Annotated in this window: 15 protein-coding genes; 8 read left to right on the top strand and 7 right to left on the bottom strand. The window is 64.2% G+C overall.

The window, feature by feature from the left end; genetic code table 11:
• Nucleotides 1–106: 106 nt before the first annotated feature.
• Complete coding sequence (locus tag BX591_RS09815) at nucleotides 107–685, bottom strand: hypothetical protein (protein ID WP_111930672.1); 579 nt, start codon at nucleotides 683–685, stop codon at nucleotides 107–109.
• Between the two features lie 276 nt (nucleotides 686–961).
• Nucleotides 962–2,020 carry a sigma-54 interaction domain-containing protein gene (locus BX591_RS09810; RefSeq protein ID WP_111930670.1) on the bottom strand — a complete coding sequence of 353 codons (1,059 nt, stop codon included), beginning with the start codon at nucleotides 2,018–2,020 and terminating at the stop codon, nucleotides 962–964.
• 358 nt (nucleotides 2,021–2,378) lie between these two features.
• Here BX591_RS09810 and BX591_RS09805 point away from each other — a divergent pair, with 358 nt between their 5' ends.
• The 6 genes from BX591_RS09805 to otsA all read left to right on the top strand — a co-directional run bounded on the left by BX591_RS09805 (nucleotide 2,379) and on the right by otsA (nucleotide 7,291).
• The gene (locus BX591_RS09805; RefSeq protein ID WP_111930668.1) at nucleotides 2,379–2,696 is read left to right on the top strand and encodes an ElaB/YgaM/YqjD family protein; all 318 of its coding nucleotides are present in this window, start codon (nucleotides 2,379–2,381) and stop codon (nucleotides 2,694–2,696) included.
• Between the two features lie 56 nt (nucleotides 2,697–2,752).
• Nucleotides 2,753–3,016 (top strand): hypothetical protein, encoded by a 264-nt coding sequence (locus BX591_RS09800; RefSeq protein WP_111930666.1) that lies wholly within the window; start codon nucleotides 2,753–2,755, stop codon nucleotides 3,014–3,016.
• A 397-nt stretch (nucleotides 3,017–3,413) separates the two neighbouring features.
• Nucleotides 3,414–4,814 (top strand): sigma-54-dependent transcriptional regulator, encoded by a 1,401-nt coding sequence (locus tag BX591_RS09795; protein ID WP_111930664.1) that lies wholly within the window; start codon nucleotides 3,414–3,416, stop codon nucleotides 4,812–4,814.
• A gap of 163 nt (nucleotides 4,815–4,977) precedes the next feature.
• Nucleotides 4,978–5,235, top strand: coding sequence for a hypothetical protein (locus BX591_RS36895; RefSeq protein WP_111930913.1), 258 nt, complete (start codon nucleotides 4,978–4,980; stop codon nucleotides 5,233–5,235).
• 152 nt (nucleotides 5,236–5,387) lie between these two features.
• The gene (locus BX591_RS09785) at nucleotides 5,388–5,621 is read left to right on the top strand and encodes a hypothetical protein (RefSeq protein WP_111930662.1); all 234 of its coding nucleotides are present in this window, start codon (nucleotides 5,388–5,390) and stop codon (nucleotides 5,619–5,621) included.
• 236 nt (nucleotides 5,622–5,857) lie between these two features.
• Nucleotides 5,858–7,291 carry an alpha,alpha-trehalose-phosphate synthase (UDP-forming) gene (otsA, locus tag BX591_RS09780; protein WP_111930660.1) on the top strand — a complete coding sequence of 478 codons (1,434 nt, stop codon included), beginning with the start codon at nucleotides 5,858–5,860 and terminating at the stop codon, nucleotides 7,289–7,291.
• Nucleotides 7,292–7,450: 159 nt separating this feature from the next.
• On the opposite strand, the gene BX591_RS09775 is transcribed toward otsA, so the two are convergent.
• The 5 genes from BX591_RS09775 to BX591_RS09755 form a co-directional block, all read right to left on the bottom strand.
• The gene (locus BX591_RS09775; protein ID WP_111930658.1) at nucleotides 7,451–8,878 is read right to left on the bottom strand and encodes an MFS transporter; all 1,428 of its coding nucleotides are present in this window, start codon (nucleotides 8,876–8,878) and stop codon (nucleotides 7,451–7,453) included.
• A gap of 139 nt (nucleotides 8,879–9,017) precedes the next feature.
• Complete coding sequence (locus tag BX591_RS09770) at nucleotides 9,018–9,521, bottom strand: YbhB/YbcL family Raf kinase inhibitor-like protein (RefSeq protein ID WP_111930656.1); 504 nt, start codon at nucleotides 9,519–9,521, stop codon at nucleotides 9,018–9,020.
• Between the two features lie 172 nt (nucleotides 9,522–9,693).
• Nucleotides 9,694–10,140, bottom strand: a complete 447-nt coding sequence (locus BX591_RS09765; RefSeq protein WP_111930654.1) for a very short patch repair endonuclease — start codon at nucleotides 10,138–10,140, stop codon at nucleotides 9,694–9,696.
• Between the two features lie 51 nt (nucleotides 10,141–10,191).
• Nucleotides 10,192–11,484 (bottom strand): DNA (cytosine-5-)-methyltransferase, encoded by a 1,293-nt coding sequence (gene dcm, locus BX591_RS09760; RefSeq protein WP_111930652.1) that lies wholly within the window; start codon nucleotides 11,482–11,484, stop codon nucleotides 10,192–10,194.
• Nucleotides 11,485–11,775: 291 nt separating this feature from the next.
• Complete coding sequence (locus BX591_RS09755) at nucleotides 11,776–12,102, bottom strand: hypothetical protein (protein WP_111930650.1); 327 nt, start codon at nucleotides 12,100–12,102, stop codon at nucleotides 11,776–11,778.
• Between the two features lie 175 nt (nucleotides 12,103–12,277).
• Between BX591_RS09755 and BX591_RS09750 the strand changes: the two genes are divergently transcribed.
• Nucleotides 12,278–12,469, top strand: a complete 192-nt coding sequence (locus tag BX591_RS09750; protein ID WP_111930648.1) for a CsbD family protein — start codon at nucleotides 12,278–12,280, stop codon at nucleotides 12,467–12,469.
• Between the two features lie 206 nt (nucleotides 12,470–12,675).
• The gene (locus tag BX591_RS09745; RefSeq protein WP_035552216.1) at nucleotides 12,676–12,897 is read left to right on the top strand and encodes a hypothetical protein; all 222 of its coding nucleotides are present in this window, start codon (nucleotides 12,676–12,678) and stop codon (nucleotides 12,895–12,897) included.
• Nucleotides 12,898–13,004: the final 107 nt, after the last annotated feature.

Below are 13,004 nucleotides of genomic sequence, written 5' to 3'. Positions count from 1 at the left end.
GATTGATTGCCGAATGGTTTGGCTGAGTGGCGCCCTGAAAGCGCGGCGCGCAGCGGGCGCCGTGCGTTCCCGGCGGCGGCCGGCGAAGCGGCGGACGAGCCCGCCGTCATTGCAGCGCACCCCAGCGTTCGGTAGCCGGCTCGGCCGACGCCCATTTCCAGTTGTCGCCGTCGCGGCAGATCGACGCGACATAAAACGCGCTGCTGGCCGGCACATTCTTGGTGGCGCTGGTGTCGACCGAGAAGACGATTTCCTTGCAGTCGAGCGCGCCTGCGCTGATCGCGCGGCTGACGGTCACGCGGCCGTGTTCGTCGTCTTCGATCGGGAACGAGTGGGTGACGCTCCACGGCGCCACTGCGCCGACTTCCAGCGGCCCGGCGATTTTGGCGATGCCGTCCTGCGTATTCGTGTGGACCACGCGCTCCGAATACTGCACGCCGGCTTTGGCCGCGGCGACCGCGCCGAGACCGATGCCGGTGGCGACCGCCGCATTGCTGGTGACCTTGGCCGCGAGCGCGGCGCCGCCAATACCGGCGCCGGCAACGGCGCCTTCCGAATACAGCGAACTACAGCCGCTCAATGCCGTCGAGATCGCCATGGCCAGTGCAACGACCGCGGTTGCATTGGGATGTCCACGCCCGGCCGTCTGTTTTACCCATTCGGCCCACACCGTACTTTTTTGCATTTCCCTGTCTCTGCTCCTGCAAGTGCCTTTCGTTTCACCCTCAAACAGCGCCGGGTGAGCGAACGGCACGTCATCCCAATGCGGCACTACGCAGCACTGCGTGCTGCCGCATTTTGCAGGATGCGATTTGTAATTGGCAGTGGCAAAGTGCAAGCAATTGCAAAAAGTGGTGCGACTCAGGCAGGTTTCTGATTGACATTGATCCGTTTGCTTGGCGGTACGAAGGGATTGTCGACGCGCCTGTCAGCGTGGCGTGAAGCCGTGTGGCGGAATTTTCTACTGCTCGACTTCGTCGTCCGTGCCGCCCTCGTCGCCGTACGCGCTCAAACGGTTGTAGAGCGTTTTGAGACTCACGCCGAGCGCTTTCGCCGCGCGTCGTTTGTCGCCGCCGCAATATTTCAGCGTGCCGAGAATGATCTGCTTCTGCGCGTCGGCGAGTGGTGTGCCGATCCACACGCTCATCGCGTCGCCCTGCGTCACGGGTTTTTTCACGCGCGACGCGAGATGCGGATGCGGCAATTCGACCGTTTTCTCCGCGAGAATAAACGCGCGATACACCGCGTTTTTCAGCTCGCGCACATTGCCCGGCCACGACCAGGTGCGCAGTGTTTCGAGCGAGCGTTTGCTGAAGCTTTTGCTGGCGGATTCCTGCTGGTTCAGCAGCGCGAGAAAGTGCTGGGCGAGCAGTTCGCGATCGCCTTCGCGCTCGCGCAGCGGCGGCGCGCGCAACGGGAAAACCGCGAGACGGTACATCAGGTCTTCGCGCAGCCCGTTTTCCTTCACGGCCACAGCCGGGTCGCGATTGGTCGCGGCGATCACGCGCACGTTGCCGCTGATCAGGTCGGTGCCGCCGACGCGGTAGAACGTGCCGGTTTCCAGCGCGCGTAGCAGCTTGACCTGGCGCACCGGCGCCATTTCGGTGATTTCGTCGAGGAACAGCGTGCCGCCGTTCGCGTGTTCGAAATAGCCGACGCGGCCTTGCACCGCACCGGTGAAGCTGCCTTTTTCATGGCCGAACAGTTCGGCCTCGATCAGCTCGTCGGGAATCGCGCCGCAGTTCACGGCGACGAAGGGCATGTTCTTGCGGCTGCTTTGATCGTGGATCGTGCGGGCGATCAGCTCCTTGCCGGTGCCGGATTCGCCGATGATCAGCGCGGTCGCGTCGGTGCTGGCCACGCGTTCGATCTGTTCGTACAGATCCAGCATGACCGGCGACGAGCCGTATAACAGCCCGTACGATTTGAGTCCCGCGATGCCGTCCGCGACGCGCTGCTTCGCCTGTGCCGAAGTATTGCCGCCGGCGGAGACGGGCGAGTCCAGATCGATTGACGCCATAAACGGGGAGTCCTGTGCAAAGGGTTGCGTTGTTGCGGCGCGCAGGCCTGAAACGAAATTGGCCGCGACGGCCAATATCTCACAAAGGTCGATTTAACCACTTCGACGCCGCTTCCGGCAAACGATGTGACGGTGGCGGAGAGCACGCTCCGCGCCGTCGGTCGAAAGTGCCTGAAGGGGATTTGCCCGGATCGGGGAAGGCAAACTTACCGGGCACGGCGTTTGCTCCTGATACCCGACACGCGTGTGTTTTTTGCACCATCCATTGAAGCAAGGCGGGCGCGGCGCTGGCGGTACGCCAGGCCGCACAAGCGCGGGAAAGGCCCCGCCCACGCCGAACTCGAACAAGGAGTGAATGATGACTGACACGACGCAACAGCTTGCACTCGGCGGCCAGAAGATCGTCGAGGATCTGCGGGTGCTGCTGAAGGACTCGGAAGAAATCCTGCGGCTGGCCGCCAATGTGCCGGGCGAGGGCGTGGACGCGCTGCGCGACAAACTCGGTGCCCATGTCGAGACGCTGCAGTCCGCGCTCGGCGACGCGCAGCAGGACGCCCAGCGGCGCTATCGCACGGCGACCGTCAATACCGAGCGCTATGTGCGGCGCAATCCGTGGCGCTCGATCGGCATTGCCGCAGGCGTCGGCTTTGTGCTCGGCGTGCTGACGGCACGCTGAGGCGCGCTGAGGCGCGGCACGATCCCTGTTCGCTTTACGACCATAAGGAGTTCACGATGGCACGACCCAAGATCGGTATCTTCGGCGCGCTGATGGCGCTCGGCGGTTTCCTCGCGGTTCGCTACGTGCAGCAGCGCAACCGCGCCGCGCGCGGGCCGGCGGCGCGTGAATTGAGCCGCTGGGAAGGCGAGGGTGGCGCAGTGGCGCCGCCGGTTGCGGCGGCCAACCCGGACACCGATGGCACGTATGGCGCCAATGGCACCAACGGCGCGGCGCATCCGAACGGGCACGACGCCGCGTGGCCGTTTCCACGCAGTTAGGTAGTGCGCCAGTTAGTGCGCCGCCGGTATGCGGGCACGGAAGGGTCGATAGCGGCAAGACGCGGCTGGCGGACTTGTCAGCGAGCTGAAGAGGCGTGCCGTTTTGCCCGCCGGTGCCATCCGGGAGGCAATCCGGGGGTGCAAGGCGCGCCTTGCTAAACTGTCTCGATAAAGCTTTATAATGGGTAAATAAACAACAATGGCAGCGGCATCATTGTGATTTCGCTGCCAATTGTTGCAGTAATGAACTAAGTTGCCGGTTTGGCGGGTCGTGCGAAGTTAGCGTGTGCTCACGTCGCAAGAACCTGCGCCGCAGCCGGGCGCACCGCCGCCGAGCCCCTTTTCGACATGCGTCCCAGCATGTTCTCCACTCACGCTTGCAGGCTTTCGAGACGCGATGCCACATGTACTGATTGTCGATGACGACGCGAGTACCCGCGAGGCGCTTGCCGCCATCATTGGGGAAGACGGCCTGACCACCGCCACGGCGGGCGATTTGCGCGAAGCGCGCATTCAACTGGTCCGGCAGATGCCAGACGTCGTCTTTACGGACCTGAAGCTGCCCGACGGCCTCGGGGTCGATCTGTTTGAGGATCTGGACCCGCGCTCCGGTGTGGAAGTGATCGTGATCACCGGTCACGCGACGGTCGAGTCGGCGGTGAATGCGCTGAAAATGGGCGCCACCGACTATCTGGTGAAGCCGATCAACATGCAGCGCGTGAAGGCGATTTTGTCGCGCCTGCCGCGCGCCGGCGACCTCAAGGCGGAAATCGGCACGCTGCGCGGCGAGTTGCGCCGCATGGGCCGTTTCGGTCTGATGCTCGGCAATTCGCCGGCCATGCAGGAGGTCTACGACCAGATTGGCCGGGTCGCGCCGACGGCGGCCTCGGTCATGCTGGTGGGCGAATCGGGCACCGGCAAGGAAGTCGCCGCGCAGACGCTGCACGAACTGAGCTTGCGCCGCAAGCACGCGTTCCTCGCGGTCAACTGCGGGGCGATCTCGCCGAACCTGATCGAGTCGGAAATGTTCGGCCACGAACGCGGCTCGTTCACCGGCGCGGACCGTCAGCACAAGGGTTATTTCGAGCGCGCGAACGGCGGCACACTGTTTCTCGACGAAATCACCGAGATGCCGATCGAGTTGCAGGTGAAGCTGCTGCGAGTGCTGGAAACCGGCATGTTCATGCGGGTCGGCACGACCAAGGAAATCGAAACCGACGTGCGGCTGATTGCGGCCACCAACCGCGATCCGGAGCAGGCCGTGCTGGAAGGCAAGCTGCGGCTCGACCTGTATCACCGGCTGAATGTGTTTCCGATCAGTCTGCCGCCGTTGCGCGATCGCGGCAAAGACGTCGAACTGCTGGCGCAGGCGTTCCTCGACGAACTCAACGAACGCCATGCCACGAAGAAGCATTTCCCCGCCGCCGTGAAGGACATGCTGATGTCGTATCCGTGGCCGGGCAATGTGCGTGAGTTGAAGAACTACGTGCAGCGCGCGCACATCATGTCGGGCACGGACTCGGACAGCACCGCCACCGTGCCGTTGCAGATCACGCTGTCGAAACCCGCGGCCGGCACAGCCATCACGATTCCGTTCGGCACGTCGCTCGCCGAAGCGGATCGTCAGTTGATTCTGGCCACGCTCGAGCAATGCGGCGGCGTGAAGACGCGTGCGGCCGAGATTCTCGGCATCAGTTTGAAGACGCTGTACAACCGTCTGGTGGAGTACGGCAATGACGCGCGTGACGACGGCGACGCCGCCGACGAATCGCGCGCGCTGGGCGGCGCGGGCGCTTAAGCGCGTCACGGCTTGGACTCGCCTGGCAGACGGCCAGGCGTTCAAGCGTGAACGCTTTATCGCCGCGACGCTCCTTCAGCGCCTGGCGCCTAGCGACTGCGGCCGCAAAGGCACACGCCTTGCTGCATTCCATGGCAACGGAACGCAAACAAGGATAACCACTATGCCGGACACCACCGCCGCTCCCGCGCTTCCCTTGCCGAAGCACGCTCACCGTCCCGAACCGATCGAGCCGCCCTCGGCGCCGCCGATTTCTCCGCCCACGCCCGGCGAGCCCGACACGGTTCCGAGTCCGACGCCTCCCGCGATTGAACCGATCGAGCCGGTCGGTCCGCCGATCGGCGATCCGCCGCCGCAGCCCACGCAAACGCCACAAGCTAGCCGGTGCCGGCCTATGGATTCGCGCCGCATGCAACTCTGACACGCTAAGTGCGCTGCGCCCCAGTCCGGCGCAGCGATTTTATGTACTTGTTACAAACCCGGCGAATCTTTTACCGGAAATTTGCCGTTGTGCCCCCTAGACTGTATTGATGCCGCCGATCCGGCGGAGAGCTTCCCCTGGAGGCATCGAACATGAGACATCCAGCACTGCGACGCTCGGCGCGCCATACGAAGCGCGACGCCCGGCCGGGCTCCGGCAAGAGCGGTCCGCCCAATAATCCGGCGGATTCACCCGAGTCGCACGATCCGGCCGCGCAGAACCGCGTCGCGCCGGACGCCCCGCCGGACGGCGAGCACAACCAGGGCGGCGTGCGCAAGGAAGGGCTGGAATACCAGCGCGATCTGGGCTCGGAGCAGGACGCGTAGGGACGCGTAGGGCGGTTCCGGCCGCGTCCGCGCCCGGCAGCAGCGATTCCTGTTTCATCATACAAAGCAGAAGAAATTTCTTCGCGGCGCGCCGCCGTCGCGCGTTTCTGCTCGTCCGTCACATTTGCATACATTTTTATTTTCAGCATCTCATAAAAAGGCACGCGACTTGCATGCACCTTTTCGGCACATATCCGACTACAACGAAGCAACTGAACCAGGTGGAGCATTAACCAATGAGCAGACTGATCGTGGTATCGAATCGTGTCGCACCGACCCAGGAAGGCCGTCCCGCAGCGGGTGGCCTGGCGATCGGCGTGCTGGACGCGTTGAAGGAAACCGGCGGAGTCTGGTTTGGCTGGAGCGGCGAGACGGTGGCGGAGCCGTCGGCGCCGGTGATCGAGAAGCAGGGCAATGTGACGTACGCGACCGTGGGGCTGACCAAGCGCGACTACGACCAGTACTACCGCGGCTTTTCCAACGCGACGCTATGGCCGACCTTCCACTATCGCAATGACCTGTCGCGCTACGACCGACAAGAGTACGCCGGCTATCAGCGCGTGAATGCGACGCTCGCGAAGCAGTTGAAGGAGTTGCTCAAACCCGACGACATCATCTGGGTGCATGACTATCACCTGCTGCCGTTCGCGCGGTGTCTGCGCGAGCTGGGCGTGAAGAATCCGATTGGCTTTTTCCTGCATATTCCGTTTCCGGTGCCCGAGGTGCTGCGCACGATTCCGCCGCACGAGGAACTGGTCAAGGCCATGTGCAGCTACGACGTGATCGGCTTCCAGACGGAAGCGGATCGCCAGTCGTTCGTCGATTTTATCGAGCGCGGTCAGCATGGCACCTCGAGCGAAGACGGCATGGTGCACGCGTATAACCGCTTCCTGAAAGTCGGTGCCTATCCGATCGGTATCTATCCGGATGCGATCGCCAAGGCCGCCGAGCAGTTCACCGACCGCAAGCCGGTGCGCAGCCTGCGCGACGGCATGCGTGGCCGCAAGCTGATCATGAGCGTCGACCGGCTCGATTATTCGAAGGGGCTGGTGGAGCGCTTCCAGGCGTTCGAACGTTTGCTGCTGAATGCGCCGGGTTGGCACGGCCGGGTTTCGCTGGTGCAGATCGCACCGCCGACCCGCGCGGACGTGACGACGTATCAGCGGATTCGTCAGACGCTGGAAGGCGAGGCGGGCCGCATCAACGGTCGTTTCGCGCAGCTCGATTGGACGCCGATCCAATACCTGAACCGCAAGTACGAACGCAATCTGCTGATGGCGCTGTTCAGGCAGTCGCAGGTGGGCTACGTGACGCCGTTGCGCGACGGCATGAACCTCGTCGCCAAGGAATACGTCGCATCGCAGGACCCCGCCGATCCGGGCGTGCTGGTGCTGTCGCAATTCGCCGGGGCGGCGGAACAGTTGCCGGGCGCGCTGGTGGTCAATCCCTTCGATCTGTCGCAAATGGCCGAGGCGTTGGAGCGCGCATTGTCGATGCCGCTCGCGGAACGCCAGGCGCGGCACGCCGACATGATGGCGCCGATGCGCGAGAACAATCTCTCCGTGTGGCGCGATACGTTCCTCGGCGATCTGCGCAATGTCGCGACCGCTTCTTCGATGACGGCCAAGGCGGTAAAGCTCGCTGACGTGACGGCATCGTCGTCGTCGTGACCGTCGGGAGACGGCACGCGGGCTGATCACGTCTTAGCAAGATTGACCGACGAAAACAGAAAGGGCGCGAATCGCATGGTGCGATTCGCGCCCTTTCTGCATTGGCATCGGCATCGGCTAGCCGAGCGCGAGCGAGCCTTAACCCGTCGATTCAAAACCTCATGCCGGTTGTGCGCTCATCCGGTGCCTGACCCGCAACGTACTGACGACCGCGGCGACCGCCGAAAAAACCGCGGCCACATACAGCGCGAGCGTCGGTCCATGCTGCGGCGCGATGCCGAAGATCAAAGCGACCAGCGCCGCGCCGAGCGTCTGCCCGGTCAGCCGCGCGGTGCCCAGCATGCCGCTCGCGCCGCCGCTGCGTTCGCGCGGCGCGGCCGACAACATGGTGCGATTGTTCGGCGACTGAAAAATGCCGAAGCCCGCGCCGCACAACGCCATACGCCACGCGATCTGCATGGCGTCCGGATGCGCGCCGAGCGTGGCGAGCAGCAGCAGGCCGACGGTCATCGCGGCGAGGCCCACGCCGCCCAGCCAGCCCGACGACACCTTGTCCGACAGCACGCCGGCAATCGGCGCGGCGATGATGATCACCGCCGGCCATGGCGTCATCAGCAGACCGGTTTCCACCTGCGACAAACCCAACGTCTCCTGCAGCAGAAACGGCAACGACACGAAGGCCAGCATCTGCGCGCAGAACGAACAGACCGACGTGCCGATCGACAGCGCGAACACGGGAATTTTCAAGAGATCGATCGGCAGCAACGGCGCTGGCTGCGTCAACTGACGGCGCACGAAGAAGTAGCCGATCACCACCGCGGCGAGCGCTTCGATCAGCACGTAGCCGAGCTGTTCGCCGTGGCCGAGCCCGTCGACGGCGAAGATCAGCAGGCCGAACACGAACGCGTTCATCACGGCGCTCAGGTAGTCGTAGGGCGATTCGTGGCCGGGGTTCATGGGCAGCGCCTTGAAGCCGCCGACAATCGCGGCGATGCCGATCGGCACGTTGATCGCGAACAGCCACGGCCACGACGCCACGGCGAGCACGCCGGAGGCGATGGTCGGGCCGAGCGCGGACGACACCGCCACCACCATCGCATTGATCGCGACGCCGCGACCGAGTTGCGCGGGCGGGTAGATCATCCGCACCAGCGCGGTATTCACGCTCATCACGCCGGCCGCGCCGAAGCCCTGGACCACGCGCGCGAGGGCGAGGGTGTTCAGCGAGGTCGACAACGCGCAACCGAACGACGCCACCGTGAACAGGATCAGCCCGCCCAGATAAATGCGCCGGTAGCCGATGCGATCGCCGAGCGACGCGAGCGGCAACAGCGAAATGGTGATGGCCAGCTGATAGGCGTTGACGACCCAGATCGAGCTGGCCGCGCTGGCGTGCAGCGTGCGTGCGATCGTCGGCAGCGCGACGTTGGCGATCGCGCTGTCGAGCACCGCCAGCGTGAGGGCGAGCGCGATCACCAGCATCGCCCAGTAGCGCTGCGGAATCGGCAGGCCCTGTTCGGTGCCGTCCGACAGCGGGGTGGAAGGGGCGGGCGTTGCGCCGTCCTTGCGCGATGGTTGTGGGTGCATCGATTGTTCGAGTGGGGGTGAGACGGAGCGCCGACCGCGCGACGGGCCATCCGCGTTGTCCGCCTGTGCCGGATAAGCCGTGGTCGATCCGCTACGTGGCCGGCGCTGCGAAGCGCACGCCGGCCGCGCGTGCTCCGCGTTATTTGAGCTCGTAGAGCCCCGTGTGCGTGGTCGAATCGAGTTCGTTGAGATGTGTCATGAAACGCGCGACGGCGTTGGTGGTGTCCGCATCGATCGGCAGATGCGGCACCTTCAGCGCATGCAGACGGAAGATGTAGCGATGCGCCCGGTCACCCCGCGGCGGCGCGGCGCCGCCGAAGCCGGCCGTGCCGTAGTCGTTGCGTAGTTGCAGCGCGCCTTGCGGCAGCAGCGAGCCGTCCGCTTTGCCGGCGTCGCGCGGCAACGTGCGGGCGTCGGCCGGGATGTTCACCACGACCCAATGCCAGAAGCCGCTGCCGGTCGGCGCGTCGGGATCGTGAACGGTGAGCGCGAAGCTTTGAGTGTCGGCGGGCGGCGCGTCCCAGTGCAGCACCGGCGAGATGTTTTCGCCGTCCACGCCGAACGCTTTGTCGTGATACTCGTGGGCTTTCGGCATGAAGCCGTTGGTGGGAAAGTCGTCGGACCAGAGACGGAAATCAGCCATGATGTGTCTCCCTAGTGAGTGGTTCTGTGCTGCTCGGGCTGGGCGATCCGGCTGCCGCGTGGCGCTTGCGGCGAGCGCTGCAACAACGCGCGGCGAGGCCTCGAGTTAGCCAATCGAGTGTATCACCAGCAGCGCTGGGGTTCGCTCGAACCAGCCAGGCGACAGGCGGCTTTCAGCCGCGTTCCTCGAAGCTCGGCGCGTCGCTCTTCAACCACGCCACGAGCCGCTCCAGCACGCCCGCGATATCGCGATTGGCACCACGCAATGCGCATTCCCACACCACCGCGACGCGCCAGCCGTCGGCTAGCAAGGCCGCGCTCACCTTGTCGTCGTTGCTGCGATTGCGGCCGATCTTGTCGCGCCAGAACTCGGGCCGGGTTTGCGGCCATTTGAAAAGACGACAGTCGTGGCCATGCCAGAAGCAGCCGTGTACCAGCACCACGGCGCGATAGCGCGGCAGCACGATGTCGGGACGTCCCGGCAGATCGCGCGCGTCCAGACGGAAACGGAAGCCTTGCCGATGCAGCAGGCTGCGGATCAGGATTTCCGGTTTCGTATTGCGGCCGCGGATGCCGGACATCATCCGGCTGCGGGTCGCGCTATCGACGATATCGACCATGGTCAGACGCGAGCGCGCCGGTTTTTCCCGCAGGGCGCTTTAAACGACCGGTCAGGCGTACAGCGAGAGGGCTTGCTTCGAACCACGGGGCGCCTCCTCGGCGAGCAGGGTTTGGACATGCGGCAGCATGATGCGCGCCACTTCGCGCATCACGGGCATGACGACGCTGTTGCCGAACTGCCGGTAAGCCTGGGTGTCGCTGACGGGGATTCTGAAGGTGTCGGGAAAACCCATCAGCCGCGCGCATTCGCGTGGCGTCAGGCGGCGCGGTCGCAGCGACTCGCCCTGATGGACCAGAATCTCGGAGCCGTCCTTGTGATAACGCGCCGACAGCGTACGTGTGACGCTATCCGGATAGGCCATGCCGAAACCGAAACCATTGCCCGCCGCGCGGTGCTTTTCCGCGTAATTCTGCAGATAGGTCCACAGGTTCGAGGTGAGCGTGTACTTCGGCTGGACGCGTTGGGCGGTGTGATCGAAGAAGCGGTCGTGGTCCCACGGCAGCACCGGCTCGCCGCCGTCGGTGCGATGCAGGATCGAGCCGAGCCGCGGGCCGTGTTCCGGCAGGCGCAGGTCGTCCCACGAAAAGGAGGTCTTGCCGCGAAAGCCGACGATGATGATCCGCTCCCGATGCTGCGGCGTGAAATGCTGACCGTCGATCACGCGGTAATGCACTTCGTAGCCGAGTTCGTCGCGCAGGGTTTGCAGGATCACGTCGAACGTGCGGCCTTTATCGTGCGACAGCAGGTTCTTCACGTTTTCCAGCAAAAACGCGGCGGGGCGCTTGGCCGCGATGATGCGCGCGACGTCGAAAAAGAGCGTGCCCTGCGTCGTGCATTTGAAACCGTGCGGCCGCCCCAGCGCGTTTTTCTTGCTGACGCCGGCGATCGAAAACGGCTGGCAGGGAAAGCCGCCGAGCAGCACGTCGTGGCTCGGCACGTCTTCGGCCGGAAACGACACGATGTCGCCGATCAGCGCATGCGAAGCGCCGTCGGGATAGTTCTCGCGATACGTCCGGGTGGAAAAGTCGTTCCACTCGCTCGTGAACACGCACTCGCCGCCGTGTGTTTCGAAACCCATGCGGATACCGCCGATGCCCGCAAACAGATCGACGAAGCGGAACGGCGCAGCGCCGGAGGCTTTGCGCGCGCTGCCGGCGTCGCGCCGCGCATTGCCTTGCAGCAGATCGCGCAAGGCCGGCTCCAGCATGGCGGGGCACGGGGTGGCGCCTTGTTCCCAGCGGCGCACCGTCTTGATGTCTTTGCCGACGTGCGCGGCGATTTCGCGTTGAGTGAAGCGGGCGCGCGCCTGCCGGAGCAGTTCGAGCGGTGCGGCGAGGGTCACGGAAGTCCTTGCTGGGAATTTTTGCGGACATTATGACCTAAGGTCGTCCCTTTTTCCCTATTTCCGGCGAGCAGAGGCAGAAAATTTCGACCTTCGACAACGCGCATTGGCTAAACGCGGCTGTCACAGTTGGACGTGTACGCTACCGAAGCGACGCGACATCCCTGCGTGGCGACGTGTTGAGGCCGCGGCGCGGTTCGCGGCCGTTTTTTTATTGGCGGGCGTGACGACGCAGCCGGGCTGAATTTCAGCCGCGGCAGGATTGGAACTGAGCAGCGCTCGGTGTCAACCTCAAACGAGGCGACTGGTATCGACCGGATAAGGCGGCGCGAACAAAGCGGCGACCGCCGGTGTGAGCGTGTCCCATGCCATTTGCGGTTCGGCCGCGAACTGGTCGAGCTGGAGCAGCAGGCTATCCACCGCGCACAGTTGCGCGTGGGAGAGGTAGCCGGTGTCGAGCAGCGTGTATAAACGCTGGCGCCAATAGGCCGGAGGCAGGATCGGACCGCCGAGATCGCCGTGTAAAGAAAGCCGCATTGCGCGCGAAATGTGCGCGATATCCCGGTCGACCAGCGCGGCCTGGGATGACCCCGTCAACGTGATGAATGTGCGGTCCATGGCACCTCCTTGGCAGCTTTACGGCAGGCGGGCGGGAATCTTTAGACCTGTGGCGATTATTTTTCGGGCAGCTCGCCGCGTGCGAAAACGCGCATTGCCGGCGTCGGGCACACCCGTTGCTCAATAGGGATACTGGCGTAATCTCGCGCCGGCATTCCAGATTAAGGAGCCGATCATGAACAAGGATCAGGTAAAGGGTGTGGGCGAGCAGATCAAGGGGAAGGTCAATGAGGCCGTCGGCAAGGTGACCAACAACCCCGGCAAGGAACTGAAGGGCGACTTGCAACAAGGCGCGGGTAAGGTGCAGAAGGCCTACGGCGACGCGAAGGAAGACGCTAAGGACAATGCCAAGCGCAACGCGCCGTAATCCGGTTTGCTGTGCTGATTTGTCGATTGAACGGGAAGGCGCTTCGGCGCCTTTTCCGTTTCAGGTTTCCGGTTGTGGCTGGGGTGCCGGTCGCTCGTAGGCGGTTGGCGGATTTCGCCTGGGAGTAACCCGCAGTGAGGCTCGGGAGCGTGCCGCGCGTGGTGTGTCGCTATTAGACTTGGGGACCCAATCCGGAGATCGCGCCCATGACACCCGAAAAATTGCTTTCGATGTTCGAACGGCAGTACCTGGAAGGCAAGGCGCCGGTCGATCTGGAACAGACCTGCGCGAGCTACGCCTCCTGGTTGGCGGCGGCATGGGAGCTACTCGACGGTGAGCAGAAGACGCTGCTGCTGACGGTCGGCGCGGCGCTGTGGCGCGAAGGCTATAACTTGCGCGCCGGCACGGCGACCAAGGACTTGTGGTGAGCGCGTGGTGAGCCTGTAGTGAGCGGCTCCGCACGCGTTGCGGCGAGTCGGTTTATATTTGGCGGTCGCGCAAATTCGCAGTCTCGCGTTCCGGGATTTCAATGCCG

The sequence above is a fragment of the Paraburkholderia bryophila genome (genome assembly GCF_003269035.1).
GTDB classification, from domain to species: Bacteria; Pseudomonadota; Gammaproteobacteria; order Burkholderiales; family Burkholderiaceae; genus Paraburkholderia; species Paraburkholderia bryophila.
Note: the sequence above shows the minus strand (reverse complement) of the source record. Positions and strands in the feature narration are given on the sequence as shown.